General features: G+C 59.9%; 25 protein-coding genes. 10 read left to right on the forward strand and 15 right to left on the reverse strand.

Annotated elements, in window-relative coordinates:
- Positions 1-49: 49 nt before the first annotated feature.
- The 8 genes from KW840_RS01075 to metG form a co-directional block, all read right to left on the reverse strand.
- A complete protein-coding gene (locus KW840_RS01075) occupies positions 50-229 on the reverse strand; it encodes a PA3496 family putative envelope integrity protein (protein WP_218494253.1) in 180 nt (59 codons plus the stop codon).
- A gap of 106 nt (positions 230-335) precedes the next feature.
- Positions 336-974, reverse strand: coding sequence for an endonuclease III (gene nth / locus KW840_RS01080; protein ID WP_057713439.1), 639 nt, complete (start codon positions 972-974; stop codon positions 336-338).
- Positions 975-999: 25 nt separating this feature from the next.
- Positions 1,000-1,584 (reverse strand): Rnf-Nqr domain containing protein, encoded by a 585-nt coding sequence (locus KW840_RS01085; protein ID WP_218494254.1) that lies wholly within the window; start codon positions 1,582-1,584, stop codon positions 1,000-1,002.
- Positions 1,577-2,188 carry an RnfABCDGE type electron transport complex subunit G gene (locus KW840_RS01090; protein ID WP_218494255.1) on the reverse strand — a complete coding sequence of 204 codons (612 nt, stop codon included), beginning with the start codon at positions 2,186-2,188 and terminating at the stop codon, positions 1,577-1,579. The genes KW840_RS01085 and KW840_RS01090 overlap by 8 nt, the downstream gene beginning before the upstream one ends.
- Entirely contained in the window at positions 2,185-3,171 is a 987-nt protein-coding gene (locus KW840_RS01095; RefSeq protein ID WP_218494256.1) for an RnfABCDGE type electron transport complex subunit D, read from the reverse strand. The genes KW840_RS01090 and KW840_RS01095 overlap by 4 nt, the downstream gene beginning before the upstream one ends.
- A complete protein-coding gene (gene rsxB, locus KW840_RS01100; RefSeq protein ID WP_218494257.1) occupies positions 3,158-4,171 on the reverse strand; it encodes an electron transport complex subunit RsxB in 1,014 nt (337 codons plus the stop codon). Before rsxB ends, KW840_RS01095 begins: the two co-directional genes overlap by 14 nt.
- Entirely contained in the window at positions 4,168-4,737 is a 570-nt protein-coding gene (locus KW840_RS01105) for an electron transport complex protein RnfA (RefSeq protein ID WP_218494258.1), read from the reverse strand. Before KW840_RS01105 ends, rsxB begins: the two co-directional genes overlap by 4 nt.
- 253 nt (positions 4,738-4,990) lie before the next feature.
- The gene (metG, locus tag KW840_RS01110; RefSeq protein WP_056726133.1) at positions 4,991-7,042 is read right to left on the reverse strand and encodes a methionine--tRNA ligase; all 2,052 of its coding nucleotides are present in this window, start codon (positions 7,040-7,042) and stop codon (positions 4,991-4,993) included.
- A 176-nt stretch (positions 7,043-7,218) separates the two neighbouring features.
- Between metG and apbC the strand changes: the two genes are divergently transcribed.
- Positions 7,219-8,313, forward strand: a complete 1,095-nt coding sequence (gene apbC / locus KW840_RS01115) for an iron-sulfur cluster carrier protein ApbC (protein WP_057713446.1) — start codon at positions 7,219-7,221, stop codon at positions 8,311-8,313.
- A 122-nt stretch (positions 8,314-8,435) separates the two neighbouring features.
- Here the strand turns inward: apbC and KW840_RS01120 are convergent, their stop codons facing one another.
- Positions 8,436-9,194 (reverse strand): SDR family oxidoreductase, encoded by a 759-nt coding sequence (locus KW840_RS01120; protein WP_102671225.1) that lies wholly within the window; start codon positions 9,192-9,194, stop codon positions 8,436-8,438.
- A 162-nt stretch (positions 9,195-9,356) separates the two neighbouring features.
- Here KW840_RS01120 and KW840_RS01125 point away from each other — a divergent pair, with 162 nt between their 5' ends.
- From KW840_RS01125 to groL, 4 genes are all read left to right on the forward strand, one after another.
- Positions 9,357-10,088: a HugZ family protein gene (locus tag KW840_RS01125; protein WP_150813351.1), complete on the forward strand. Its 732-nt coding sequence runs from the start codon at positions 9,357-9,359 to the stop codon at positions 10,086-10,088.
- Between the two features lie 66 nt (positions 10,089-10,154).
- A complete protein-coding gene (locus KW840_RS01130; protein WP_218494259.1) occupies positions 10,155-10,631 on the forward strand; it encodes an FxsA family protein in 477 nt (158 codons plus the stop codon).
- A gap of 248 nt (positions 10,632-10,879) precedes the next feature.
- A complete protein-coding gene (locus tag KW840_RS01135) occupies positions 10,880-11,173 on the forward strand; it encodes a co-chaperone GroES (RefSeq protein WP_007985847.1) in 294 nt (97 codons plus the stop codon).
- A gap of 50 nt (positions 11,174-11,223) precedes the next feature.
- Positions 11,224-12,870: a chaperonin GroEL gene (gene groL / locus KW840_RS01140; RefSeq protein ID WP_090457529.1), complete on the forward strand. Its 1,647-nt coding sequence runs from the start codon at positions 11,224-11,226 to the stop codon at positions 12,868-12,870.
- 173 nt (positions 12,871-13,043) lie between these two features.
- On the opposite strand, the gene KW840_RS01145 is transcribed toward groL, so the two are convergent.
- The gene (locus KW840_RS01145; RefSeq protein WP_218494260.1) at positions 13,044-13,787 is read right to left on the reverse strand and encodes a phosphatase PAP2 family protein; all 744 of its coding nucleotides are present in this window, start codon (positions 13,785-13,787) and stop codon (positions 13,044-13,046) included.
- Positions 13,788-14,004: 217 nt separating this feature from the next.
- Between KW840_RS01145 and colR the strand changes: the two genes are divergently transcribed.
- The 5 genes from colR (at position 14,005) to KW840_RS28380 (ending at position 17,723) form a co-directional block, all read left to right on the forward strand.
- Positions 14,005-14,688 carry a two-component system response regulator ColR gene (colR, locus tag KW840_RS01150; RefSeq protein ID WP_007985839.1) on the forward strand — a complete coding sequence of 228 codons (684 nt, stop codon included), beginning with the start codon at positions 14,005-14,007 and terminating at the stop codon, positions 14,686-14,688.
- Complete coding sequence (locus tag KW840_RS01155; RefSeq protein ID WP_057713451.1) at positions 14,678-15,952, forward strand: HAMP domain-containing sensor histidine kinase; 1,275 nt, start codon at positions 14,678-14,680, stop codon at positions 15,950-15,952. Before colR ends, KW840_RS01155 begins: the two co-directional genes overlap by 11 nt.
- 154 nt (positions 15,953-16,106) lie before the next feature.
- The gene (locus KW840_RS01160; protein ID WP_218494502.1) at positions 16,107-16,775 is read left to right on the forward strand and encodes a class I SAM-dependent methyltransferase; all 669 of its coding nucleotides are present in this window, start codon (positions 16,107-16,109) and stop codon (positions 16,773-16,775) included.
- 4 nt (positions 16,776-16,779) lie between these two features.
- Positions 16,780-17,493 carry a lipopolysaccharide kinase InaA family protein gene (locus KW840_RS01165; RefSeq protein ID WP_057713452.1) on the forward strand — a complete coding sequence of 238 codons (714 nt, stop codon included), beginning with the start codon at positions 16,780-16,782 and terminating at the stop codon, positions 17,491-17,493.
- 2 nt (positions 17,494-17,495) lie between these two features.
- Positions 17,496-17,723, forward strand: coding sequence for a hypothetical protein (locus KW840_RS28380; RefSeq protein WP_079246712.1), 228 nt, complete (start codon positions 17,496-17,498; stop codon positions 17,721-17,723).
- A gap of 86 nt (positions 17,724-17,809) precedes the next feature.
- Here the strand turns inward: KW840_RS28380 and KW840_RS01170 are convergent, their stop codons facing one another.
- The 5 genes from KW840_RS01170 to KW840_RS01190 all read right to left on the reverse strand — a co-directional run bounded on the left by KW840_RS01170 (position 17,810) and on the right by KW840_RS01190 (position 25,835).
- Positions 17,810-20,836 carry a multidrug efflux RND transporter permease subunit gene (locus tag KW840_RS01170; protein WP_218494261.1) on the reverse strand — a complete coding sequence of 1,009 codons (3,027 nt, stop codon included), beginning with the start codon at positions 20,834-20,836 and terminating at the stop codon, positions 17,810-17,812.
- 13 nt (positions 20,837-20,849) lie between these two features.
- Positions 20,850-21,998, reverse strand: coding sequence for an efflux RND transporter periplasmic adaptor subunit (locus tag KW840_RS01175; protein ID WP_090457521.1), 1,149 nt, complete (start codon positions 21,996-21,998; stop codon positions 20,850-20,852).
- Positions 21,999-22,200: 202 nt separating this feature from the next.
- Positions 22,201-23,301, reverse strand: coding sequence for a DUF1513 domain-containing protein (locus tag KW840_RS01180; RefSeq protein WP_057716568.1), 1,101 nt, complete (start codon positions 23,299-23,301; stop codon positions 22,201-22,203).
- A 14-nt stretch (positions 23,302-23,315) separates the two neighbouring features.
- Complete coding sequence (locus KW840_RS01185; protein ID WP_218494262.1) at positions 23,316-24,380, reverse strand: imelysin family protein; 1,065 nt, start codon at positions 24,378-24,380, stop codon at positions 23,316-23,318.
- Positions 24,381-24,407: 27 nt separating this feature from the next.
- Entirely contained in the window at positions 24,408-25,835 is a 1,428-nt protein-coding gene (locus tag KW840_RS01190) for a di-heme oxidoredictase family protein (protein ID WP_218494263.1), read from the reverse strand.
- Positions 25,836-26,025: the final 190 nt, after the last annotated feature.

The following is a 26,025-nucleotide window of genomic DNA, read 5'->3' on the forward strand; positions in this document are numbered from 1 at the left end:
GTACGGCACTTAGCAAAAAAAAGCCTCCGTTTCGGGAGGCTTTCAGGTGTCATAAATCAAAATCGTAATCGGCCAATTGCTTTTGCAGTCGGCGCTCCTCCAGCAGGTTGTCGATGGTGCGGCGTTTGCTCAGATTAGTTTTCGCTACTTCAACCACCGGTTCAGCGTCATCGGATTCGGCGGTGGTGAAATCTTCATCTACGTCTAATTGCTCTTTGCCAGTACTCATTTAGTTGCTCCAGGCTAAGAAGGCCTTTGGCGCCCCTTATATCGACATTCTCCCGGCGGGTAAAAAAGATTTTTTCAATCGACAAATCAATAAACCCAATAGCGCCTCAATCGTCAGAGGTTTTGTGCTTGTATTCGCACAAATCCTCGATCCGGCAGCTTCCGCATCGGGGCTTGCGGGCCAGGCAAACATAGCGACCATGAAGGATCAGCCAGTGATGGGAGTCGAGCAGGTACTCCTTGGGCACGAACTTCATCAGTTTTTTCTCGACTTCCACCACATTCTTGCCGGGAGCAATGCCAGTCCGGTTGCTGACCCTGAAAATATGCGTGTCGACGGCCATGGTCAGCTGACGGAATGCCGTATTGAGTACCACGTTGGCGGTCTTGCGGCCGACGCCGGGCAGTGCTTCCAGCTCTTCGCGGGTTTGTGGGACCTCGCCGGCGTGACGCTCGACCAGCAAACGGCAGGTTTCGATCACGTTTTTCGCTTTGCTGTTGTACAGCCCGATGGTCTTGATGTACTCCGACAGCCCTTCGACACCCAGGGCATGCATCGCTGCCGGGGTATTGGCGACCGGGAAAAGCCTGGCTGTGGCCTTGTTGACGCCGACATCGGTGGACTGCGCCGAGAGAATCACGGCAATCAGTAATTCGAAGGGGGAGGAATAGGCCAGTTCGGTCTTTGGTTCCGGGTTGTCCTCGTGCAGTCGGCGGAAAATTTCCAGACGTTTTGCGGCATTCATGGGCAGTGCGTTTCCTCGAAGGCAATCAATGTGTGGGCGTCGGGCGCCAGGCCTGCCAGGCGGCGATCAGGAGTCCGAGCAGGATGAACCCGCCAGGGACCAGTGTGGTCAGGCGCAGTCCGCCGTCAGCCACCAGCACCCAGCCATGCCAGTCAGTTTGCGTTGCGCCGAACAGCCACGATAGATGGTTTCCAAGTGTTCCGTTGCCGATGAGTTCGCGCAGCAGGCCCAGCGCGATCATCAGCGTGGCAAACAGGCTATTGAGTCGCAGGCGTTGACGCCAATCGCTCTGAAAAAAACCGGTGTGTTCCAGTACGACGCATTGCAAGGCGATCAAGGTTCCATAAATCCCCAGATGCTGCTGCCATTGCAGCGACCAGGCTTGTGCCATGAGTTCCGCGCAACTGGTGAGCGTGGCCGCCAACAGGATGCTGGCCAGCATACGGGTCGCCGGGACCAGTCGAGATCGCAGGGCACCCATGGCCAGACCGAACAACTGAGTCACCACCAAGAACATCAGGCACAGGCCAACTGCAGCCATCAGCGAGTGGGTGACGCCGATCAGTGGCGTCAGCATCAAGGCGTTGCGCAGAGTCGATGAGTTATCCATGGGCAGGGATTCCGAGCAGTTGTTGCCGGTGTTCATCGAAGTAGCGCAAGGCATCGTGGACGGCATTGATCACCGCTCTTGAGGTGATGGTTGCGCCTGCGATCTGATCGAACTGTCCCTGATCCTTTTTCAGCGCCCAGCCGCTGTCACCGGGTTCTGTTCGAGACTTGCCGGAAAAAACCTGGAGCCAGGCATTGGGCCAGTCGGCGATCCGAGCCCCCAGTCCAGGTGTTTCCGACTGTTTGAGGGTTTTGACGCCCAGCAACCTGCCACTGGCGTCGACTGCGATCAACAGGTCGATGGCACCGGCGTAGCCAAGGGTTTGACTGCGCAGCAAGACCGCGACGGGTTGATCGGTCCGGGTCGCCAGATAACCACCCAGCAAGGTGCTGTTGGTCAGTGCGGTCGCTTCTATCGTTATGGGGTGTTCGAGTGGTTGATTGTCGTAGCTGTCCGGCGCGATCAGGTCCAGCAGGTTACGGCTGTCGATCAGGCGCTGTTCGGCTGCAATGCGTGGCGCGCTGCCGAGTTGTACGAAGTACGTCACGCCAAGGCCCAGTGCGGCCAAAAGCACCACAAGCGCGATGCTTGATGTCCGGTTCATGGCGCCTCCGGCTGTTGCCTGGCCGCCACGAACCGCTCCAGCGCCGGCACGCACAGGTTCATCAACAGCACAGCGAAGGCGATGCCGTCCGGGTAGCCACCCCAGGTACGAATCAGATAAGTGAGAAGCCCAACACCAGCGCCGAACAACAGTTTCGCGCCAGGGCTTCTGGCGCCGGACACCGGTTCGGTGATGATGAAGAACGCCCCCAGCATGGTCGCGCCGGTCAGCAGATGAAACAACGGCGAGCCATGGGAGTCGGAGCCCGAGCCGTTCCAGCACAACAGGCTGATGATGAACAGGCTGGCCAGCATGCCGACCGGTGCATGCCAGCTGATCACCTTTCGTTGCAGGAGAAACGCTCCACCCGCCACAAAGGCCAGGTTCACCCATTCCACCCCCCGGCCGCCAAAGTGGCCGAATGCCGGGTTGCCGGCAAACAGTTCATCCATGGTCAGGCTTTTGTTGATCCGCAGACTGTCCAGTGCCGTGGCCTGCACCCACGCATCCGGCACATGGCCGATGCCAAACACGTGCTGCAGGCCGCTCAACAGATCCATGCCATGGGGCAATGGCCAATGGGTCATTGGTTGGGGAAAGGTCACCAGTACCAGAGCCAAGCCAAGCATCGCCGGGTTGAAGGGATTCGAACCGACGCCACCATACAAGTGCTTGCCGAACACCATCGCAGAAGCGGCTGCACTGAGGGTCAGCCACCATGGGCAGTAAGGCGGCAGTGCCAGAGCCAGCAATGTGGCACTGACCAGCGCGCTACCGTCACTCAAAGTTGGCCCCGGCGGCTGCTTGCGCCATTGCACGACGGCGGCCTCGACGGCCAACGCGGCAGTGGCCGCCAGAAGCAGATTGATCAACACACCCCAGCCGTATAGCCAGAACGCCGCCAGGATTCCCGGCAGCGTGGCCAACAGCACCAGTTTCATCGCCTGTTGCAGGCGATCATCCACCACGTCAAGGGCTGGCATGGGCGTCCACCAGGCGTTCGGCTTCACCGAGTGCGCGTTCCAGGGCTTCGATTTGTTCCGCTGGTGCTTCGTTGGCCTGAGCCTTCTTGAGTTCGGCGCGGCGCATGGCCAACTGGATTTTGGCCCGTTTCAGATCGGCATCAATTGACGACGCAGCTGCGACCGTCGGTACAGGTGAGGGTGGAGCGGCGCTTTCCAGTTGCGCCAGGTTTTGTTCGGCGGCTTCGAACTGTTGTTGCAGTGCGATCAACTGCGATTGCTGTTCGAAGGTCGGCGGATGCCCGAAGGCCTTCAGCGATTTGTGCAACTGCGCCCGACTCATCGCCACCTCGATCTTGGCCTTTTTCAGCGCGGCATCGGCATTGGCGGTTTTCTGTGCGCGGACGCGCTCGAGGGCCGCCTGCATCGGGTCGGCTGTCGTCTCGGCAGGTTGTGCGGCTCGCTGCCTTGCCTGGCGCTCGGCGATTTTCTGTTGCTCCTCACGCTGCAGGCGGGCATTGCGTTGTTCGAAGCGGCGCCGTGCGTGATCGCGCTTGAGGTTGCGGGCCTGCCGCGCCTGCGGTGTGAGGGCCAGACCCCCGACAACAGGCAGTACAGTGTTCGGCTGCAATGGGCGCATTTCGATGCAGTCCACCGGGCACGGTGCCACGCAGAGGTCGCAACCGGTGCACTCATCAATGATCACCGTGTGCATCAGCTTGGCCGCGCCGACGATGGCATCGATCGGGCAGGCCTGAATGCACTTGGTGCAACCAATGCACTCGGCCTCGCGGATATAGGCGATCTGCGCAGGTGCCGAGCCGCGAGTGATGTCCAACTCCAGCACCGGCACCTTCAGCAGTTCAGCCAGGGCAGCGATGGTTTCGTTGCCTCCGGGCGGGCACTTGTTGATCGGCTCACCGCTGGCGATGCCTTCGGCATACGGCTTGCACCCGGGGTGCCCGCACTTGCCGCATTGGGTTTGCGGCAAGAGTGCGTCGATGCATTGAATCAGACTCATGTTTTGATCAGTCCGCTGAATCCGAGAAAAGCCACTGCGATCAGGCCGGCACCAATCAGGTCGATCGGCAAGCCGCGAAAGGGCAGGGGAACATCGTTGTCGGCCGTGCGTTCACGCAAATCAGTGAACAGGCTCAACACCAGCCAGAAGCCCAACCCTGCACCGAGGCTCAAGGCAGTGGCGTGAAAAAAGCCCTTGTCTTCCTGAGCATTGAGCAGGGCCACGCCGAGTACGCCAGCATTGCCCAACAGCAACGGCCAGAGGCCTTCGAATGGTAGTGTCGAAAACAACCGCGTCAGCAACTTCAGCAACGGGCTGATCAGCAGCACGCTCAATGGCAGAAACACAAACAGACGCAGCGGCGTCAATTGCAGTGGCACCAGCATCCATTGATAGAGCGCGTAGCCGAGCATGCCCACGACCAGCATCAGGCATGTCGTCGCAATGCCCAGGGCATGTACCTGACGACGCTGACCGGCCAACAGTGGATCGACGGCCAATGGCCATTGCAACACGAGGTTGTTGATCAGGGCAGCACTGATAAGCGTAAGCAGGATTTCGGTCATTGTTCGTGCCGACAAGAACAGTAGTTTTTGTAGGAGCGAGCCTGGTCCGGGCGGCGTTCCGACGATGGACTCAAGGGCGCTGCGTTCAACCTGTGGACACGCATAATCGTTAACGACCATCGCGAGCGAGCTCGCTCCTACAGGAGATGGTCTAAAAAGCTTAGGCATTATCCGGCAAGGCGGGAGGGTGGGCCAGACATGAAAATCCCACAGCCGCGCCAGGCACGACTGTGGGATCGATTTGCCGCAGACCTTACTTGATGCGCTGGCCAGGCTTGGCGCCGCTGTCAGGGCTGAGCAGGTAGATTTCTTCTCCACCAGGGCCTGCCGCCATCACCATGCCTTCGGAGATACCGAACTTCATTTTCCGTGGCTTGAGGTTGGCGATCATCATGGTCAGGCGCCCATCGAGCTTGGACGGGTCCGGGTAAGCGCTCTTGATCCCGGAGAACACGTTGCGTTGCTCGTCACCGATATCCAGGGTCAGGCGCAACAGCTTGTCGGCACCTTCCACGTGTTCAGCCTTGACGATCAGCGCGACACGCAGGTCGACAGCGGCAAAGGTGTCGAACTCGATTTCCGGCGACAGCGGATCCTTGGCCAGTTCGCCATTGCCGGCAGGTGCGGCTTCGCCAGTGTCGGTCTGGCTGGCGGTCAGGTCTTCTTTCGAAGCGTCGGTCATGGCTTGCACTTTTACCGGGTCGATGCGGGTCATCAGCGGCTTGAACTCGTTCAACTGGTGATTGCCGAGCAAGGTCGCGTGATCGTTCCAGGTCAGCGGCGCGACGTTGAGGAACGCCTCGGCGTCGGCGGCCAGCAGCGGCAGCACCGGCTTGAGGAAGATCACCAGTTGGCGGAACAGGTTGACGCCTGTGGCGCAGATGGCCTGGACTTCATCCTGTTTGCCTTCCTGTTTGTTCAACGACCACGGCGCCTTGTCGGCGATCCAGGCGTTGGCGCGGTCGGCCAGGCCCATGATCTCGCGCATGGCACGGGCAAAGTCGCGGGCTTCATAGGCGTCGGCGATACCTGGCGCGGCGGCCAGGAAGGCTTCGGTCAGTTCAGGCGCGGCGTTGGTGTCGACCATTACGCCGGCATTGCCCTTGTTGATGAAACCGGCACAACGGCTGGCGATGTTGACGACCTTGCCCACCAGGTCGGAGTTGACCTTCTGCACGAAGTCTTCGAGGTTCAGATCGAGGTCATCAACGCCACGGCCCAGCTTGGCCGCGTAGTAATAGCGCAGGTATTCCGGCGACAGGTGGTCCAGGTAGGTCCGGGCCTTGATGAAGGTGCCGCGGGACTTGGACATTTTCTGACCGTTGACAGTCAGGTAGCCGTGCACGTTGATGCCGGTCGGCTTGCGGTAGCCCGCGCCCTCGAGCATGGCTGGCCAGAACAGGGCGTGGAAGTTGACGATGTCCTTGCCGATGAAGTGGTACAGCTCGGCGGTGGAGTCCTTGCCCCAGAACGCGTCGAAGTCCAGCTCCGGCGTGCGGTTGCACAGGTTCTTGAAGCTGGCCATGTAACCGATCGGCGCATCCAGCCACACGTAGAAGTACTTGCCCGGTTCGTCGGGGATTTCAAAACCGAAATACGGTGCATCGCGGGAGATGTCCCACTGTTGCAGGCCGGCATCCAGCCATTCGGCGATCTTGTTGGCGACGGCATCCTGCAGGGTGCCGCTGCGGGTCCAGGTTTGCAGCATTTGCTGGAAGTCTGGCAGCTTGAAGAAGAAGTGCTGGGAATCCTTGAGCACCGGGGTGGCGCCGGAGATCGCCGACTTCGGATCCTTCAGGTCGGTCGGTGCGTAGGTCGCACCGCATTTTTCGCAGTTGTCGCCGTACTGGTCTTCGGTGCCGCATTTCGGGCAGGTGCCCTTGATGAAGCGGTCGGCCAGGAACATTTTCTTTTCCGGGTCGAAGTACTGGGTGATCGAACGCGTGGCGATGTGCCCGGCGTCACGCAGCTTCAGGTAGATCTGGCTCGACAGCTCACGGTTTTCTTCGGCGTGAGTGGAGTGGAAATTGTCGAAGTCCACCAGGAAGTCGGCAAAGTCGGCGCTGTGTTCAGCCTGGACGTTGGCGATCAGTTGTTCCGGGGTGATGCCTTCCTTTTCCGCGCGCAGCATGATCGCCGAACCGTGGGCGTCGTCGGCGCAGACATAGATGCATTGATTGCCGCGGTGCTTCTGGAAACGCACCCACATATCGGTCTGGATGTATTCCAGCATATGGCCGAGGTGAATCGAACCATTGGCATAGGGCAGGGCGCTGGTGACGAGGATCTTGCGTGGCTCGGACATGGGGCTCGGCTACTTGATGAAACGGAGGTCGGCCACTATAAAGCGCCGGCGCATATTTTTCACCCTGTGAGCCTGTTTCATTGGATGAGTAACAGGTGAAGGTTCAACATCCCGCCGAACGCTCGGAACAGGTACGATAGCCACTATCTTTTCCAGTCCTGTTTTCGGAGTTGCCTATGAGCGCCGTCAATCGCGCAGCGGTGGAAGCCGTCCTTCGCCAATACACCGACCCTTACCTGAACCTGGACCCGGTCAGCGCCGGGTGCGTGCGCAACATCGAGATTCAGGGCGACCGCGTCAGCGTTCAGCTTGAACTGGGTTACGCCGCCGGTCTGTTCAAGAGTGGCTGGGCGCAGATGCTGGAAATGGCCATTCAGGGGCTGGATGGCGTGGCAAGTGCCAAGGTCGAAATCACCAGCGTGATCGCCGCGCACAAGGCTCAGGCGCAGATTCCGGGCTTGGCGAACGTGAAAAACGTGGTGGCCGTGGCGTCCGGCAAGGGCGGCGTGGGCAAATCCACCACCGCGGCCAACCTGGCCCTGGCTCTGGCCCGGGAAGGCGCCAAGGTCGGGATTCTCGATGCGGATATCTACGGCCCGAGCCAGGGCATCATGTTCGGCATCCCCGAGCGCACCCGCCCCGAGGTCAAGGATCAGAAATGGTTCGTTCCGCTCAAGTCCCATGGCGTCGAAGTGATGTCCATGGCTTTCCTCACCGACGACAACACGCCGATGGTCTGGCGCGGGCCGATGGTTTCGGGCGCCCTGTTGCAACTGGTCACGCAGACCGCGTGGGGTGACCTCGATTACCTGGTCATCGACATGCCGCCAGGCACCGGTGACATCCAGTTGACCCTGGCGCAGAAAGTGCCAGTGGCCGGTGCGGTGATCGTGACCACCCCACAGGACCTGGCATTGCTGGACGCACGCAAGGGCGTGGAAATGTTCCGCAAGGTCAACATCCCGGTGCTGGGCGTGGTGGAAAACATGGCCGTGCACATCTGCTCCAACTGCGGGCATGCCGAGCATCTGTTTGGCGAAGGCGGTGGTGTGAAACTGGCCAACCAGTATGGCGTTGAACTGCTGGCTTCGCTGCCGCTGTCGATGGTCATCCGCGAGCAGGCCGATGGCGGCAAGCCAACAGTGATCGCCGAGCCTGATAGCCAGATTGCGATGGTTTACCAGGAACTGGCCCGCCATGTCGGCGCGCGGATCGTGTTGCAGGAAGCGTTGACGCCGGCGATGCCGAACATCAGCGTCAGCGACGACTGAGGGTGTGAACGCAATCCCCTTGTAGGAGCGAGCTTGCTCGCGATGGTGGGTCAGTTACACCAATGTGCCTGACACACCATCGCGAGCAAGCTCGCTCCTACAGTAGTTGTTTTGTGGTGGATTTAGATCCGCAACCCGCCATCCATCTCCAGAATCCGACCGGTGTAATAGTCGTTCTCGAAGATGTAAGCCGCCGAATGGGCGATTTCCTCAGGCTTGCCCATGCGCTTGAGCGGGATCCCCGCAGTCATCTTCTCCAGCGCTTCAGGCTTCATGCCCAGGGTCATTTCGGTTTCGATGAAGCCCGGTGCAATGCCGGCGACGCGAATGCCGTAGCGTGCCAGCTCCTTGGCCCAGGTCACGGTCGCCGCAGCAACACCGGCCTTGGCGGCGGAGTAGTTGGTCTGACCGACGTTGCCGGCGCGGGAAATCGACGAGATATTGATGATCGCGCCGCTGTTGTTCAGCTCGACCATTTTCGCCGCGACTTCACGGGTGCACAGGAACACGCCGGTCAGGTTGACGTCGATGACGGCCTGCCACTGGGCCAGGCTCATCTTGGTCATTTCGCCATCCTTGACCTTGAGCAACAGGCCGTCGCGCAGGATCCCGGCGTTGTTGATCAAACCATGGATCGCGCCGAAGTCTTCAGCGACCTGGGCAACCATGTGGGTCACTTGCTCTTCGTTGGCCACGTTGCACAGGTAGGCGCGGGCCTCGACACCTTGGGCCTTGCAGGCCGCGACGGCGTCGTCGAGTTTTTCCTGGTTCAGGTCCACCAGCGCGAGTTTCGCGCCCAGGCCTGCGAAATACTCGGCCATGGAGCGGCCTAAACCCTGGCAACCGCCAGTGATAATGATTACTTTGTCAGTGAGTTGCATTCGCATGCCCCGGTAGCAGGTCTGAGTGGTTTCCTTTAGAGAGCCTCTCGATCTGCGCCTGACCTGGCTTGGCTGCACATGAGAACTGCCCCGATGGCGTGCTGGGACTTTCGCCAGCAGCTCGTCCGTTTTTCTGACGGATTCTATTTAAGGAGTCATAAATTGAGCGTTGAAGCGGCTAAGCATGCACGAGAATTGCTTCTCAAGGAATACCGTGGGGTGCTCTCGACGCACTCCAAATCAATGCCCGGTTTTCCGTTCGGTTCCGTGGTTCCGTACTGCCTGGACGAGCAGGGCCGGCCGCTGATCCTGATCAGCCGCATCGCCCAGCACACTCATAATCTGCAAAAAGATCCGAAATGCTCACTGTTTGTCGGCGAACGTGGTGCCGAAGATGTCCAGGCCGTTGGTCGACTGACTTACCTGGCTGAGGCGCAACAGCTCGAAGACGAAGCCGCCATCGACGCTGCCTCCGAGCGTTACTACCGCTACTTCCCGGAGTCGAAGGGTTATCACAAGGCCCACGATTTCGATTTCTGGGTGCTTGAGCCTGTACGCCACCGTTACATCGGCGGTTTTGGCGCGATTCATTGGGTCAACGACCTGACCCTGGCCAACCCGTTCGCCGGCAAGGCCGAAGTGAGCATGGTCGAGCACATGAACGCCGATCACGCCAAGGCCATCGCCCATTACGTCGATCTGGCCGGGCTGCCGAAAAACGTGCCGGCGCAAATGGTCGGCATCGATTGCGAAGGCATGCACCTGCGCATCGGTCAAAGTCTGTACTGGTTACCGTTCCAAGCGCCTTGTAATACGCCGACACAAGTTCGCGAAGCCTTGGTTTCTCTGGCCCACGCCGATCATTGGCCGAAAAATGAAGTGGCCGACGCTTGAATTCACGAAACGGCGACGTCATCTAAGGTGGACTGGCAAGGCATTCTTGCGTTGAGGAACCATTTGATGCGCCCTTTTTTGTTGCTCTTTCTGCTGTTCCCGGTGTTGGAGCTGTTCGTATTCGTCAAGGTGGCAGGGTCCATCGGGTTTTTCCCGGCCCTGCTGCTGATCATTCTCGGCTCGATGTTCGGCGTGTTTGTGCTGCGCATCGCCGGCCTGGCCACGGCCCTGCGTGCCCGTGAAAGCCTGAGCCGCGGCGAACTGCCGGCCCAGACCATGCTCGAAGGCCTGATGCTGGCATTGGCCGGTGGCCTGCTGATTCTTCCGGGCTTCATCAGCGATGTGATCGGCCTGTTCATGCTGCTGCCGTTCAGTCGTCGTCTGCTGGCCAATAAAATGCGTCAGCGCGCCGAAGAGCAGGCGATGCGTCAGCGAGCGTTCGCCGACGACCTCCAGGCCCGTGGCGGCCCGGTGCCTCGCGAGCCGCTGGGCCGCGAGCCCAACGTGATCGAAGGCGAGTTCGAACACCGCGATACCAAGTAATACGCACATCGACACGGCACCTTCGGGTGCCGTGTTCGTTTGCGGGGCATCGACCTGAAAAATTTTTCACCGCCGCCCTTGTAATAAGCTTATGCGCCCTTATGTAACGGTCACCGCAAGGTTTCTGGCGAACAAGCCAGACAGACTTCCGCGGTTCGCTTGACGAACCGCAACCGGCACCGCCGGCCTTTGTTAAACCCGCCGGGACTACACCGGCCGATGAAAACCACAATTAGGAGAGATCGACAATGAAGCTTCGTCCTCTGCATGACCGCGTCGTCATCCGTCGCAGCGAAGAAGAAAAGAAAACCGCTGGCGGTATCGTCCTGCCAGGTTCGGCTGCTGAAAAAGCCAACAGCGGCGAAATCCTCGCTGTAGGCACCGGCCGCGTACTGGAAAACGGTGAAGTGCGTGCACTGTCCGTGAAAGTGGGCGACAAGGTTGTGTTCGGTCCTTACTCCGGCAGCAACACTGTGAAAGTCGACGGCGAAGACCTGCTGGTAATGAGCGAGAACGAAATTCTCGCCGTTATCGAAGGCTGATACCCCCGTTCATTTTCCCGCTACTACAAAGTATTTAAGGAATATCGATCATGGCTGCTAAAGAAGTTCTGTTTGGCGATTCCGCCCGTAAAAAAATGCTCAAGGGCGTCAACGTCCTGGCTGACGCAGTAAAAGCGACCCTGGGCCCGAAAGGCCGTAACGTGATCATCGAGAAGAGCTTCGGCGCTCCGACCATCACCAAGGACGGTGTTTCCGTCGCCAAAGAAATCGAACTCGAAGACCGTTTCGAAAACATGGGTGCGCAGCTGGTCAAAGACGTTGCCTCCCGTGCCAACGATGACGCTGGTGACGGTACTACCACCGCTACCGTTCTGGCTCAGTCGATCGTCAACGAAGGCCTGAAAGCCGTCGCTGCCGGCATGAACCCGATGGACCTCAAGCGCGGCATCGACAAGGCGACCATCGCCATCGTCAAAGAGCTGAAAAACCTGTCCAAGCCATGCGCTGACACCAAGGCTATCGCCCAGGTCGGCACCATCTCGGCCAACTCCGACAACTCCATCGGCGACATCATTGCCGAAGCCATGGAAAAAGTCGGTAAAGAAGGCGTGATCACCGTTGAAGAAGGCTCGGGCCTGGAAAACGAACTGTCGGTTGTTGAAGGCATGCAGTTCGACCGTGGCTACCTGTCCCCGTACTTCGTCAACAAGCCAGAGACCATGGTCGCTGAGCTGGACGGCCCGCTGATCCTGCTGGTCGACAAGAAGATCTCGAACATCCGCGAAATGCTGCCAGTGCTGGAAGCCGTTGCCAAAGCCGGCCGTCCACTGCTGATCGTGGCCGAAGACGTTGAAGGCGAAGCCCTGGCGACTCTGGTTGTGAACAACATGCGTGGCATCGTTAAAGTCGCAGCCGTCAAGGCTCCAGGCTTCGGCGATCGTCGCAAGGCCATGCTGCAGGACATCGCCGTTCTGACCGGCGGTACCGTTATCTCCGAAGAGATCGGCCTGAGCCTGGAAAGCGCAACCCTGGAAAACCTGGGCAGCGCCAAGCGCGTGACCCTGTCCAAGGAAAACACCATCATCGTTGACGGTGCTGGCGTACACGGCGACATCGAAGCACGCATCACTCAGATCCGTGCTCAGGTTGCCGAAACTTCCTCGGACTACGACCGTGAAAAACTGCAAGAGCGTCTGGCCAAGCTGTCCGGCGGCGTTGCAGTGATCAAGGTTGGCGCTGGTTCCGAAGTTGAAATGAAAGAGAAGAAAGCCCGCGTTGAAGACGCCCTGCACGCTACTCGTGCAGCCGTTGAAGAAGGCGTGGTACCTGGCGGTGGCGTTGCGCTGATCCGCGCTCTGCAAACCCTGAACGATCTGAAAGGCGACAACGCTGATCAGGACGTAGGTATCGCTGTTCTGCGTCGTGCCGTTGAAGCACCGCTGCGTCAGATCGCTGCCAACAGCGGTGACGAGCCAAGCGTTGTGGTCAACGAAGTCAAGAACGGCAAAGGTAACTTCGGTTACAACGCTGCGACTGGCGAATACGGCGACATGATCGAAATGGGTATCCTGGATCCGACCAAGGTCACCCGTTCCGCGCTGCAAGCTGCATCGTCGATCGGCGGTCTGATCCTGACCACCGAAGCTGCTGTTGCTGATGCACCGAAGAAAGAAGGTGCAGCTGGCGGCGGTATGCCAGACATGGGCGGTATGGGCGGCATGGGCGGCATGATGTAAGCCAGCCTTACCCCTGTACGAAAAAACCCCGTCTGCGAAAGCAGGCGGGGTTTTTTATTGCCTTCAATTTGGGGTTGGCTGGAGATTGCGTCGCGCCCATCGCGGGCAAGCCACGCTCCCACAGGATCTGCATCGTCTCTGTGGGAGCGTGGCTTGCCCGCGAAGGCGTCAGGTCAGGCGCTGACAGGTTCTGCACTTGCCACGCGATCCGCCCTCAAGGCCGGTCGATACAGAACGTAGTAATACGACCCCAAACAAATCAGCCAGCAGAACACCGCCGTCCACACGTTGTGCGAGAAGAAGTGTGCGCCCTGCATCATCCGCCCGATGGAGAACACCGAGCCGAGGGCAAAGGCGAAGACCAACGCTGCGCGAGCCATGCGCGGGCGACGGTCACGCAGTACGAAAAACAGGGCAAACAGGGTGAAGCCGGTGGCCGCATGGCCGCCGGGCCAGCAACGCCCTGGTTTATCGGTGTGCGGGCGAGGACTCAACAGTTCGCTGTAGGTTTCGTGACCGCCGAATTGTTCGAGGCTCCATGGGCATTGCACCGCGGTCACTGCTTTGATGGGCGTGACAAAGGAAGTCGCCAGGCCCAGGGACAGCACCAGGCAACCCAGTTCCCGCTTGAGCGGTTTGAGCCTGGCCATGAAGAACGAAGCGATGAAGGCGAGGATGGCAAACACCGAGAAGGCGATGACCACTTGCTTGGCGCGATCGTGCAGGATGTCCTCGAGGAAGTAACTGTGGCGTCCGATGAATTCCCCGGTGACCGGGTCGTAAAACAGCTTGGCCAGGTCCATGTCCAGACTGGTCAATTCGAGCAATACCAGAATGATCGCGACTACGGCGGGGACTCCAAGGCACACCCAGAAATTGAGCGGACGAGGGGCAGGGCGGGCAAGGGTCGAAACCATGCTAGTTCCTTGATCAGTGAATGTTCTCAAATGCGCAGCCGCGCAGAGTTTGAGCCCGACTCTGTCGCCAGCATGTGAATCGCCGGTGAAAAACTCGTTAAGGCTGTAATCGGTCAATTTCCGCGCTTTTGCGCTTCACTCAGTCCTAGCCCTGAGCGGAACTTCGCCTTAAGCTGCGCGGGCCACGACGGCCGTTACTGTGGACGGAGAGATACCCATGCGAATTCTATTGGTTGAAGACAACCGCGATATCCTGGCCAACCTGGCCGATTACCTGGGGCTCAAAGGCTATACCGTCGATTGCGCTCAGGATGGTCTGTCGGGCCTGCATCTGGCGGCCACCGAGCATTACGATTTGATCGTGCTCGATATCATGTTGCCCGGCATCGATGGCTACACCCTGTGCAAGCGCCTGCGCGAGGATGCTCGCCGCGAAACGCCGGTGATCATGCTCACGGCCCGCGATCAACTGGATGACCGTCTGCAGGGCTTCAAGTCCGGCGCCGATGACTATCTGATCAAACCGTTCGCCCTGTCTGAGCTGGCGGCGCGGATCGAAGCGGTCATGCGCCGAACCCAGGGCGGCGGGCGGCGGACCTTGCAGGTCGGCGACCTGAGCTACGACCTCGACACACTGGAAGTCACTCGCGAAGGCCGGTTGCTGAAACTCAACCCGGTCGGCCTGAAGTTGCTGGCCGTGTTGATGCAGAAAAGCCCTCATGTGTTGCGCCGTGAAATTCTTGAAGAAGCGCTCTGGGGCGACGACTGCCCGGACAGCGACAGCCTGCGCAGTCATGTCCACCAACTGCGCCAGGTGATCGACAAGCCGTTCGCCAAACCATTACTGCAAACCGTGCACGGTGTGGGGTATCGCCTGGCCGAGGGCCGTGATGGAGTTTAAGCAGAGCCTTGCTCAACGCATCATCATTGCCTTTGCGCTGATGAGCGCACTGGTGGCGGGTGCCTTTGCCATGGGCATCGTGGCGACCGTGCACCTGGTGGAGGAAAAACTGATTTCGGCCGGTCTGGGCGGCGATTTGCAGCGCCTGTTGCTGATGGACAATGTCACGGACTGGAGCCACCGACCCGAACCGGACCAATTGTTCTACTTCAGCAACGGGCCAGGCGATTTCAATTTGCCCAAGGATTTGCGGCATCTGGAGCCGGGTTTCCACGAAGTGTTCCGTGAAAACCTGTCGTACCATGCCATGGTCGAAATCGTCGACGGCCGACGTTACGTGCTGTTGCAGGATCAGAGCGATTTTGAAGAGCGCGAGCGGGTGCTGTTTGCCGTGGTGCTGGTGGGTTTCGTACTGAGCCTGGCACTGGCTGTATTTCTCGGCTGGGTGCTGGCACGCAAGGTCATGGCGCCGGTGGTACGGCTGGCCCGCCAGGTACGCCATCGCGATCAACTGCTGGGTTTGGCTCCTCCCTTGGCTCCGGATTATGCCGCCGACGAAGTCGGCGAACTGGCCGTGGCCTTCGACGCCACCCTCGGGCGCTTGCGTCAGGCCCTGACCCGCGAGCGTTTGTTCACCAGCGACGTCAGCCACGAATTGCGTACGCCCCTGATGATCCTGGCCAGTTCCTGCGAGTTGTTGCTGGAAAACCCAGGTCTCGATCAGCGCGGTCGCGCCCAGGTCGAGCGCATTGCCCGGGCATGTGAAGAAATGCGTGAGCTGGTGCAAACCTTCCTGATGCTGGCCCGCGCCAAGCGCGAAGATAACAGCATGTCGCCGCAGCAGCCTCTGGGCCAGGTAGCCGAGGGCCTGGTCGGTCTGTGGCGCGGGCCCATTGAAAGCAAAGGGTTGAAACTGATCTTCGAACCGGGCAACCCTGAGGCCAAGGGCTACAATGCGACGCTCCTGCACGCGGTGATGGGTAACTTGCTGCGCAACGCCTTGCACTACACAGAACGGGGCTTCATCCGCCTGAGCCTGACGGGCACGGGATTTCTGGTCGAAGACAGCGGTGTGGGCATTCCCGAAGAAAAACGCGAGGCGATGTTCGAACCCTTCGTTCGGGGCACTGAAAAACGCGGGGAAGGCTTGGGCCTGGGGCTTTCACTGGTGCAGCGGATTTGTGAAAACCAGGGCTGGAGCGTCAGCCTGACTACGATGGAGCCCAGTGGCTGCCGTTTTCAGGTGGAGCTGTCCCGAACTTGATCTGTTAAGTCAGGCGTCCAGCAAACCCTGTCAACTCTGTAAAACCCTGTAATATTTCAGGTTTTCCCATAACGATATTTTCACAAATGGATGACCAGACGCCGACACTACAAAATCTAAGGTAGCTGCTATCAGAAGTTCAGGAGACCTGATGATGGACGGCCCGATCAAGCTCGATTTTTCCGAAAAGTACGACGATCAAAACGCGCAACGCTATTTGCGCAAACACCAGGAAGGTCTCGGCCGTCGATTGTCCCACTGGCGTGACGAACAACTGGCGCGCAAGGCACTGGCCCTGGTTGGCGAGCCTGGTCTGGTCCTCGATTTGCCTTGTGGTGCAGGGCGTTTTTGGCCCTTGTTGGCGGAAAAATCCAACCGAGTGATCATCGGTGCCGATAACTCGCCGTCCATGCTGAAGGTCGCAACCCAGGCGCAACCTGCCGATGTGGTGAAGCGGGTACAACCCTTGCACACATCTGTATTCGACATCGCCTTGCCGGACAACGCCGTCGACAGCATTTTTTGCATGCGTTTGCTCCACCACATCGGTGAAGCCAAGCATCGCATGGCTATTTTGCGTGAGTTCGAGCGGGTTTCCCGCGACAGCGTGATCCTTTCGCTGTGGGTCGATGGCAACTTCAAGGCCTGGAAACGCAAGCGTTCGGAGAAAACCCGTGGGCAGGAAGGTTACCAAAACCGGTTTGTGTTACCGGCCGCTACCGTAGAGAAGGAATTTGAGCAGGCGGGTTTCCGAATCCAGGAACAACTGGACTTTTTGCCGCTCTATGCCATGTGGCGAGTTTACGTATTACGCAAGAGGTAACAGGATGGCAGTGCAGTGTGCAGCAGAAACGGAAGTCGTTCCCCAGGACCGCTTCGATTACTTTTGGAATCAGCGCGGTGAATGGGTAGAAGAACCCAACGTCCGTCGCGGCGGGGAAAGCGGCGTTCAACGCCTGATGGGCAGTGATGGTCAACTGCTCTACGTCAAGCGCCAGACCGGGCATATCCATCGTAGCTTGCAGCACCCTTTCGGGCGGCCGACGGTCATGCGCGAGCATGCTGCGCTCACCGGTGTGACCGCGCTTGGCGTACGGGTTCCGGAAATCGTTTTTTGTGGTGCACAGCGCGATCCAGTGCACAAGTGGCGTGCCTTGCTGGTCACCAAGTCGCTGGACGGCTTCGAGGAAATCGATCGCTGGTACGCCGGTGGCGGTCGCGAGCGTCATGGTGAAGCCATAAACGAACGAGTGCTCAAGGATCTGGCTGAAAACCTGGCTCGCATGCACAAGGGCCGCTGGCAGCACGGTTGTATTTACGACAAGCACGTATTCGTTCGCGTGACCGGTGAGGGCGAGACGGCCAAGGTCGAAGTGGCCCTGATCGATCTGGAGAAATGCCGACAGCGTTTGACGGCTCATCGCGCAGCTGTCCATGACATGAAGCAATTGCGTCGCCACTCGTCGTTCAGCGACGCAGACTGGGAAAAACTCATCTACTTTTATGAGACGGCGTTTGGCAGCGCTATCAAGGGTTTATAGCGATGAAACTCGAAATTGCACGAGGTTTGTTTCTGGTAGGAGCCTTGGCAGTTGCATCGATCGCGATGGCAACCTGGGAGCAACCACGCCCCCAGGTTCTCAGCTCGATAAACGCAGAAGAACATTGTCCGTTGCCACGGATTGCCAAGGCATCCGTGGCCACTCGACCCGATCATGACTTGTTGCTGTTCATGTTCGGACTTTCTCAGGGATTGAGGCCGCAGAGTTGAACCGATTGAAGCCAAAATGAAAGGCCTCGCTGATGCGAGGCCTTTTTTTGTTGCCCTGACTTCGGGCTCCCACAGGTTTTTCTGCATCAGGGTTTATCCGGCTTGGCCAGCAAGGTGTAGACGCAAGGCAATACAAACAAGGTGAACAGTGTGCCGATCGACATGCCGGTCGCGATGACCGTGCCGATGTCGAACCGGCTGACCGCGCCAGCACCGCTGGCGATGATCAATGGCACCATGCCGAACACCATTGCCGCCGTGGTCATCAAGACCGGACGCAGCCGGATGGCCGCTGCTTCCTCCACCGCTTCCCGTGCGGTCAGGCCCTTGTCCTTGCGTAACTGGTTGGCGAACTCGACGATCAGAATGCCGTGCTTGCTGATCAGCCCGATCAAGGTCACCAGCCCGACCTGGGTATAGATGTTCATGCTCGACCAGCCCAGGAACAGCGGAATCAATGCACCGCAGATAGACAGGGGCACGGTGACCAGGATCACCAGCGGGTCGCGGAAGCTTTCGAACTGGGCCGCCAGCACCAGGAAAATGATCGCCAGCGCCAGGGCAAAGGTGACCCACAGGGCACTGCCTTCCTGAACGTACTGCCTCGATGCGCCGGCGTAGTCGAAGGCAAAACCGGCGGGTGCCTCTTCCCGGGCGATCTGGCGCACGAGGTCGATGGCTTCCCCCATGCTCACCAGCGGCACGCCGGACAGGATGGCCGAGTTGAGTTGCTGGAACTGGTTCAGCTGTCTCGGTCGGGCACGGTCGGTGACGGTGATCAGGGTCGACAACGCCAACAGTTCACCCTTGGTGTTTTTCACGTAGTAATTGTTCAGCCAGTCCGGATTGTCACGGAACGGCCGCTCGACCTGGGCAATGACCTTGTAGCTGCGACCTTCAATGGTGAATCGGTTGATCTCGCCTTCACCCAGCAGGGTCGCCAGGGTTCCCCCCAGGTCCTGCATGGAAACCCCCATCTGCGCAGCCTTGGCGCGGTCGATATCCACCACCACTTCCGGCTTGTCGAAGGCCAGGTCAACGTGGACAAACGCAAACTTGCCGGATTCCTTCGCACGTTTTTTTACCCGGTCGACCACCTGCAGCAGCAATTCGTAATCGTTGGCGGAGTTGATGACGAACTGGAACGGCACGCCTTCGCCGGTGCCCGGCAGCGACGGCAGGTTGAAGCCGAAGATCTGCAGCCCCGGGATCTTTTCCAGTTTGGCTTGCACCTCGGGCAGGATCGCCATTTGCGTTCGACTGCGATCGTCCCATGGCTTGAGCAGGAAACCGCCGATGCCCGATTGCACGCCGTTGAAACCGTTGATCTGGAACGACGAGTAGTACTCGGGAAACGCCTTGAAGATCGAGACGAACTCGTCGGTGTAGGTGTTCAGGTAGTCGAGGTTGGTCGGTTGCGGGGCGTTGGCAATCATGAAAATGATGCCCTGGTCCTCATCCGGCGCCAGTTCCGATTTGGTGAAGTTGAGAAGGACCGGAATCAGGCACAACACGATCACGGCGAACACCAGCACCACCGGCCGGGTGTTGAGGGTGCCATGAAGCAGGCTCTGGTAGCGGCGCTTGAGGCGTTCGAAAATCATGTCCAGGCGATGGGCCAGGCCGCTGGGGTTCTCGTCGTGACGCAGCAGAAACGCACACATCATCGGCGACAGGGTCAGGGCGACGATACCGGAAATCACCACCGCGCCGGCCAGGGTCAGGGCGAACTCCTTGAACAGCGCCCCGGTCAGGCCGGTCAGGAAACCGATCGGTGCGTACACCGCCGCCAGGGTGATAGTCATCGAAACCACCGGCATGGCGATTTCCCGGGCGCCTTCAATGGCGGCGTCGAGCGGTGTCTTGCCTTCCTCGATGTGACGGTGAATGTTTTCCACCACCACGATGGCATCGTCCACCACCAGGCCGATGGCCAATACCATCGCCAGCAGGGTGAGCAGGTTGATCGAGTACCCCATCATCTGCATGAAGAACATGACGCCGATCATCGACAGCGGGATGGTCACCACCGGGATCACCACCGAGCGCAGGGCACCGAGGAACAGGAACACCACCACAATCACGATCAGCACCGCTTCGAACAGGGTCTTCACCACTTCGTCGATCGAGGCCTGGATGAACAGAGTGGCGTCGTAGGCGATTTCACCTTTCAGGTTCGGCGGTAGCTGGGCCTCCAGGTCCGGCATGATCTTGCGCACTTCCTTGATCACTTCCAGCGGGTTGGCGCCGGGCGTCGCCTTGATGCCGATGTACACCGACGGGGTGCCACCGAACGAGCTGATGGAGTCGTAGTTCTCCGCACCCATTTCCACGCGCGCCACATCCCGCAGCAACACTCGGCTGTCGCCATCGACCTTGAGCGGAATCGTCCCGAAGGCTTCGGCGGACTTGAGTTCGGTATTGGCGTTGATGCTGGTGACCACGTATTCGCCCTTCACCTCGCCGGCGGCAGAGAGGAAGTTGTACTGGCGCACCGCATTGGTCACATCGCTGGCACTGAGGCCGAAACCCGCCAGCTTCATCGGGTCCAGCCACAGGCGCATGGCAAATACCTGGTTACCGAGGATCTCGGCTTCGGCCATGCCGGGCAAGGTCGCCAGCTTGGGCTGGATCACCCGTGACAGGTAATCGGTAATCTGCGGGTTGCTCAACTCCTTGCTGAAGTAGCTGATGTACATCAGCACTGACGCATCGGCCGATTCTTTGCTCAGCACCGGGTCTTCAGCGTCCTGGGGCAGCTGGTTCTTGACCTCGTTGGCCTTGGCCAGCAGTTCGGTAAACAAACGGTCGCTATTGGCGCCGACGCGCGCGTAGATCGAGATCACCGAGAAATTCTGGCGACTGACCGAGGTCATGTAGTCGATGCCCTCGGCGCTGGCCAGGCTTTGCTGCATCGGTTGGGTGATGTAGCCCTGGATGGTCTCGGAGTTGGCCCCGGGGTAGGCGGTGGTCACCGTGATCAGGGCGTTTTCCATTTGCGGGTACTGGCGTAGCGGCAGCTTGCTCCAGGCCTGAAAGCCCAGCAGCACGATCAACAGACTGACCACGGTAGCGAGAACCGGACGGCGGATGAACGGGTCGGTAAAAGCCATGGGAATTCCTTGATCAGTCCGCGCGTGGCTGGCTGTTCTGCCCGGCCAGGGTCTTGTCGTCGCTGATGGCAATGCGTGAGCCGTTATCCAGTTTGAGCTGGCCGGCGGTCACCACTTTCTCGCCGCTCTGCACGCCTTTGGTGATCATCACTTGCCCATCGCGGCGTTCGCCGGTCTCGACAAACCGCCGTTCGGCGATCAGCACCGGTTGGCCCTTGTCGTCCTTTACCAGGCTGCCATCCTCGGCTTTCTTTGGTACGGCCACATACACCGAGTTGCCGTAGAGCGTGTAGGTAATCGCGCTTTCCGGCACCACGATGCGCGGTTGCGGGTCGGGCAGGAGCACCTGGAGGCTGGCGAACATGCCTGGCATCAACTTGCCATCGGGGTTGGCCAGGGTGGCGCGGACCTGCACGTTACGGGTGCTGTTCTCGACTTTAGGGTTGATTGCACTGATGGTGCCGGGGTACTCCACGGTCGGATACGCCGCGACAATGACCTGCACTGGCTGGCCGAGCGCAATCTTCGGCACCGACTGCTCGGGCACAAAAAAGTCGACATACAGGCTACTGAGGTCTTGCAGGGTGGCGATCATGGTGCCACTGGCCATGTAGTCGCCAACGTCCACCTGACGAATGCCAATGGTGCCGCTGAACGGCGCGATGATGCTTTTTTTGCCGAGCGCAGCCTTGAGTTGATTGACCGTGGCCTTGCTCTTTTTCAGCACCGCCGAAAGTCGGTCGAATTCGCCTTTGGAAATGGCCTGGCTGCCGACCAGTTGGCTACCGCGACCGTAATCAAGCTGTGCCAACCCGAGGTCGGCCAGAGCAGTTTCCAGCAGGGCACTTTCAACGGCGCTGTCGAGGCGCAGGAGTGGTTGGCCGGCCTTGACCTTCTGCCCCGACTCGAACTGGAGATCGATGACGGTGCCATCGGTCTCCAGGCTCAGGTCCACCCCCTGCAATGCCTTGAGCGTGCCAACGGTAGGCAGGCGGGCTTGCCATGGGCGCTCGGTGGCGGTGGCTACGGCAACGCTGACGGCCGGTCTGGGCACAGAGAAGCCTTGAACCATCGTATAGATCGAGAAGGCTTTGTACGCAGCCAGGGCCAGCACAATCAATAGAACCACACCCAACATGATCAGCATGCGGCGACGCAGCATATTCCAGTTCCTTGGAGAAAATCAGGTGAGACAGCAGGGAACATTACCGCGAGTGTAGAGGGTAAATCCAACTGCCGTTTTTACAGGTTGTGAGGTATTAGAGGGGGGAAAGCCTGAAAAGATTCGCCGTCTCGGGTCTCACCTGCGGGGTGTACGTCATCCCGATGCAGGCGCGGCCCAGGCCGGCGATCTTTTCAATGATTCAGGCCATCAGATGCAGATGGTTGTCCCAGAGCCCTGCGGGTAGCTCCAGCGGTTTTGCAACGAGGTTTGTCTGGCGGCAATCGTAGTAGCGGCAGCGCCCCTGGCCCGAGGTCACGACAAAACCATCGGCCACGGCACCGACCCCGGCGCAATCGGGCAGTGGCGCGTCCAGGCGTACTTCACCGCTGTCCAGGTCCCAGATGAAAAAGCGGTTGCCCCGCGGTGCGGTCAACGCCACCAGGCGCAAGTCGCTGTGTATTGCGACGCTGGCGGTGTAGTGTCCCATGGCCTGCAACTGGTGCTCGGGTACCGGGAACGCGACGAAGGGCTGACCGGGGCGCTTGATCGCCAGCAACTCCGACGACTCGTGGGCCGCACCCATGAACTGCTGGCTGGCGACGATGGTGCCGTCGCTGGCGATGGCCAGATGACGCACGCTGTTCATCTGCTGGGCGAGGGTTTCCTTGCTCAGCAGGGTGCCGTCGCGGTGCATCAGGACCAGGCTCGGTTCCATGGCGCTGAGGTTCATCTCCACCCGGCTTTCGGCCTCGGTGCGAATCCCGCCGTTGGCCACCACCAGGGTTTCGCCATCGGGCATCCACGACACCTGATGCGGACCGAGGCCGTGGGTGGAAATCTCACCACTGTGCACCAGCCGTTCGCCTTCGAACTTATACACGCCGAGCAGGCCGCGCCCCGGATCGGAGGTGTCGTTTTCCGTGGCGTACAGCCAGTCGCCGCTGTGGTGAATGACCGCGTGCCCGTAGAAGTGCCGGTTCGGCTGTGACACCACGGTTTGCAGGAGCGCGCCGTCGCGCAGGTCGATCAGGTAGCTCTCGGTGCCCGGACGGCGAGCGACGAACAGCGCAATCGGCTGTGTCGGGTGGTTGATGATGTCGTGGCAACGCTGGCCGACCCGGGTGGCGAACACTTGGGTGCCATCGAGTCGGTAACCGACGGCGTAATGCTGGCCGTCGGTGTCGTCCCGTGCCGAAAGCAACAACGGACTCCTGTCCTTTTGCTTGAACAGCTTCCAGCCGCCCAGCGTCACTGCACCCAGCAGCAAACTACCTAATGTCAGAACCTGGCGTCGCAGCATGGAACCGGCCCTCATCAGTCACCGTCGTTGGCGTTGAAGCCCAGCTGGATGCCCAGTGCCTTGGCCAGATCGGCCTCGTGCAGGCGATGGACGACGTTGAGACTGTCATACAGCTCGTTGAGTTGCTGGCGGCCAGCCTCGTCATTGAGCATGTCGGTCAGCGAGCGCTGGTTGCCGGCGAACAGTTTCAGCGAGGCGGCATAGGCTGCATCGATCTTGTCGGCCAACGGCTTCTGCTCGCTCGGCAACAGGCCGCGCAGGCCTTTGTTATCCACACCTTCCCAGACGGTCCTGGCGGCCGCGAGGCTGGCTTCGAGGCTGCTCAGGGACGCCTGGCTGCGCCATGCATCGGCCTGGAACGGTTGCGGCACGCCCTTGCTCTGGCGACCCATTGGCGTGCCGAGTTTTTTCTTCAGGGTGTCGATGGCGGTGACTTGCACGCGCAGCAAATCGGCGATCGCTTCGTGGGAGTCCGCGTAGCGCTGGTTCGGGAACTTGCTCATTTGCGCGAGCATGCCGTCGGTGTTGTTCCAGGTTTGCAGAATTTCTTCGGCCAATTGCTTCTGGCGTTCGCCGATGGCGATCAGCAGCGGGCAGTATTTGCTCTTCTGCTCAGCGTTGGCCACGTCGGGCTTGCTGTCGAACAGAATGTATTCGTAGGCCGAGAGCCCCTGTACCACGACGCTGGACTTGGCCAGGGCGGCGGCATCGATTTGCGGCTGGGCGGTGACCAGTTGCTCGACCTGACGGCCGACCAGGTTTTTCTTGTCCGGCCAGAACTGCACTTGCCACGAACGGTTGCCTTCGGCCAAAGGCCCGATCAGCAGCGGTTGCAGTTCGGCCCAGGCTTTTTGCGCATGCAGGAAGTCGGCACGGGCGGTTTCCAGGTTTTCCTTGCCTTCGCAGTAGGCGAGGGCGCTGACCGCCAATTGACGATCGGCCTCAACCCAGCGGGTGTAGGTCGGCAGGATCACCGACTTGGCAATGGCCGCCGACGTGACCGCTTGCGGGTCCTGGGGCGAGCAGGCGCCCAGGGCGAGGGCGGCAAGGCTGGTGAACAACAGTTTGGGACGGAACATGTCGGGCTCCCGCGAGTGGAATGCGTGTTAAAGGGAATTCAGGAACGCCAGCAACGCAGCGCGTTGCTCGGCATTGAAAGACAAAACCTGTTGTTGCGCCGCAGTCGCCTCGCCGCCATGCCAGAGCACGGCTTCGAGCAGGTTGCGGGCGCGGCCGTCGTGCAGGAGCTGGGTGTGGCCGCTGACCGCCTGTGTCAGGCCGATGCCCCATAACGGCGGGGTGCGCCATTGGCGGCCGCTGGCCTGGAATTCGCTACGGTTGTCGGCCAGGCCGTCGCCCATGTCATGCAGCAGCAGATCGCTGTACGGGCGAATCACTTGATTGGCCAGTTCAGGTTCGGCGGCATTGGCGGCGGTGGTGTATTTCGGTGTGTGACAGGACTGGCAACCGGCCTGATAAAACAGGGTCTTGCCGGCCAGCACTTCAGGGGCGTTGACGTCACGGCGGGCCGGTACGGCAAGGTTGCGGCTGTAGAACAGCACCAGGCGCAGGATGTTGTCGCTGACTTCCGGCTCGCCATCGGGGCCGTTGCCACTGGGTGCCTGTTTGCAGGCCGTTTGCGCGTCCGTGCAGTCATCAAGGGGTCTAAGGCTGGTTGTGAGCCCCATATCTCCCGAAAACGCGTGGACATTCTGTTGATTGAGGTTCGGTTGTCCGGCTTTCCAGCCAAATCGTCCCAGAACGGTCTTTTGCAGAGCGTCATCCCAGACCCGGTTCGGTCGCCCGTTGATGCCGTTGTTCGCCTTGGCCTGTGCCTCGGCGTTGGCCAGGATCGCCTCCTCGGGGATCGCTTCGAGCAGGCCCAGGCCAATCATTGGCGGCGCCACGCGGGCCGAGAAACGGGTGTCGGGGTGCATCGGGCCGTAACCCAGCTGGGTGATGTTCAGGCTCGGTTTGCGCAGCTCGACTTCGGTGCCGTCCTTGAAGCGCACCGGCACGGGGGTGTAATCGACCCGCACTTTGCCTTCGGGGGCCACGCCGGGTACGGACATGTCCTGGAACTGGCCGCCGTAGACGGGCTCCGGCACCACGCCGAGCTGTTCGATGACCTTGGCATACGCCGGGGCGTCGGGAATCGACAGGCGTACCAGCATCGACACCGCGTTCACATCGTCGGGCGTCGGCGGATGGCCGCGGCCGTCCTTGATGTGGCAGCCCTGGCAGGCATTGGTGTTGAACAGTGGACCGAGACCATCGCGAGCGGTCGTCGTCGACGGGGCGATCACCCAAGGGCTGCGGAAGAAGCTGTTGCCGACACTGAAATCCACACGCCGTGATGGCGGCAGGTTCGCCGAGGGCATGGAAAACGCGTTCTGATCGGTCTTGCGCACCGTCGCACTGCCGCCGGAGCGGGCTTCACCGGGTTCGGCCCGGGTGAATTTCGGGGCGTCATCGCAGGCACTCAGGCCCAGGGCCAGAAACAGTGCGGACAAGCGAAGAGGCAGCGGGGGCATCAGACATCCTGCAAGACGAGCAAAACAAGGGCGCAAAGTCTAACAGGGGATGGGAATTTGAATAAGAGGAATTATCGTTTGCTTGATGTGGGGCAAGGTTTTCACTTGAGACCGCGGTGCAGCCATCGCGGGCAAGCCACGCTCCCACAGGGATTGAAGGTGCTCACAGATGATGTGATCAGCACGGATA

Origin of the sequence: Pseudomonas sp. PDM30, from assembly GCF_019218985.1 — a bacterium.
Taxonomy (GTDB): domain Bacteria; phylum Pseudomonadota; class Gammaproteobacteria; order Pseudomonadales; family Pseudomonadaceae; genus Aquipseudomonas; species Aquipseudomonas jessenii.

Bases quoted from the DNA above. Each gene is read 5' to 3' on its own strand.
- KW840_RS01075 (WP_218494253.1), bottom strand. From the start codon at position 229: ATGAGTACTGGCAAAGAGCAATTAGACGTAGATGAAGATTTCACCACC.
- nth (WP_057713439.1), bottom strand. From the start codon at position 974: ATGAATGCCGCAAAACGTCTGGAAATTTTCCGCCGACTGCACGAGGAC.
- KW840_RS01085 (WP_218494254.1), bottom strand. From the start codon at position 1,584: ATGGATAACTCATCGACTCTGCGCAACGCCTTGATGCTGACGCCACTG.
- KW840_RS01090 (WP_218494255.1), bottom strand. From the start codon at position 2,188: ATGAACCGGACATCAAGCATCGCGCTTGTGGTGCTTTTGGCCGCACTG.
- KW840_RS01095 (WP_218494256.1), bottom strand. From the start codon at position 3,171: ATGCCAGCCCTTGACGTGGTGGATGATCGCCTGCAACAGGCGATGAAA.
- rsxB (WP_218494257.1), bottom strand. From the start codon at position 4,171: ATGAGTCTGATTCAATGCATCGACGCACTCTTGCCGCAAACCCAATGC.
- KW840_RS01105 (WP_218494258.1), bottom strand. From the start codon at position 4,737: ATGACCGAAATCCTGCTTACGCTTATCAGTGCTGCCCTGATCAACAAC.
- metG (WP_056726133.1), bottom strand. From the start codon at position 7,042: ATGTCCGAGCCACGCAAGATCCTCGTCACCAGCGCCCTGCCCTATGCC.
- apbC (WP_057713446.1), top strand. From the start codon at position 7,219: ATGAGCGCCGTCAATCGCGCAGCGGTGGAAGCCGTCCTTCGCCAATAC.
- KW840_RS01120 (WP_102671225.1), bottom strand. From the start codon at position 9,194: ATGCAACTCACTGACAAAGTAATCATTATCACTGGCGGTTGCCAGGGT.
- KW840_RS01130 (WP_218494259.1), top strand. From the start codon at position 10,155: ATGCGCCCTTTTTTGTTGCTCTTTCTGCTGTTCCCGGTGTTGGAGCTG.
- KW840_RS01135 (WP_007985847.1), top strand. From the start codon at position 10,880: ATGAAGCTTCGTCCTCTGCATGACCGCGTCGTCATCCGTCGCAGCGAA.
- groL (WP_090457529.1), top strand. From the start codon at position 11,224: ATGGCTGCTAAAGAAGTTCTGTTTGGCGATTCCGCCCGTAAAAAAATG.
- KW840_RS01145 (WP_218494260.1), bottom strand. From the start codon at position 13,787: ATGGTTTCGACCCTTGCCCGCCCTGCCCCTCGTCCGCTCAATTTCTGG.
- colR (WP_007985839.1), top strand. From the start codon at position 14,005: ATGCGAATTCTATTGGTTGAAGACAACCGCGATATCCTGGCCAACCTG.
- KW840_RS01155 (WP_057713451.1), top strand. From the start codon at position 14,678: ATGGAGTTTAAGCAGAGCCTTGCTCAACGCATCATCATTGCCTTTGCG.
- KW840_RS01160 (WP_218494502.1), top strand. From the start codon at position 16,107: ATGGACGGCCCGATCAAGCTCGATTTTTCCGAAAAGTACGACGATCAA.
- KW840_RS01165 (WP_057713452.1), top strand. From the start codon at position 16,780: ATGGCAGTGCAGTGTGCAGCAGAAACGGAAGTCGTTCCCCAGGACCGC.
- KW840_RS28380 (WP_079246712.1), top strand. From the start codon at position 17,496: ATGAAACTCGAAATTGCACGAGGTTTGTTTCTGGTAGGAGCCTTGGCA.
- KW840_RS01170 (WP_218494261.1), bottom strand. From the start codon at position 20,836: ATGGCTTTTACCGACCCGTTCATCCGCCGTCCGGTTCTCGCTACCGTG.
- KW840_RS01175 (WP_090457521.1), bottom strand. From the start codon at position 21,998: ATGCTGCGTCGCCGCATGCTGATCATGTTGGGTGTGGTTCTATTGATT.
- KW840_RS01180 (WP_057716568.1), bottom strand. From the start codon at position 23,301: ATGCTGCGACGCCAGGTTCTGACATTAGGTAGTTTGCTGCTGGGTGCA.
- KW840_RS01185 (WP_218494262.1), bottom strand. From the start codon at position 24,380: ATGTTCCGTCCCAAACTGTTGTTCACCAGCCTTGCCGCCCTCGCCCTG.
- KW840_RS01190 (WP_218494263.1), bottom strand. From the start codon at position 25,835: ATGCCCCCGCTGCCTCTTCGCTTGTCCGCACTGTTTCTGGCCCTGGGC.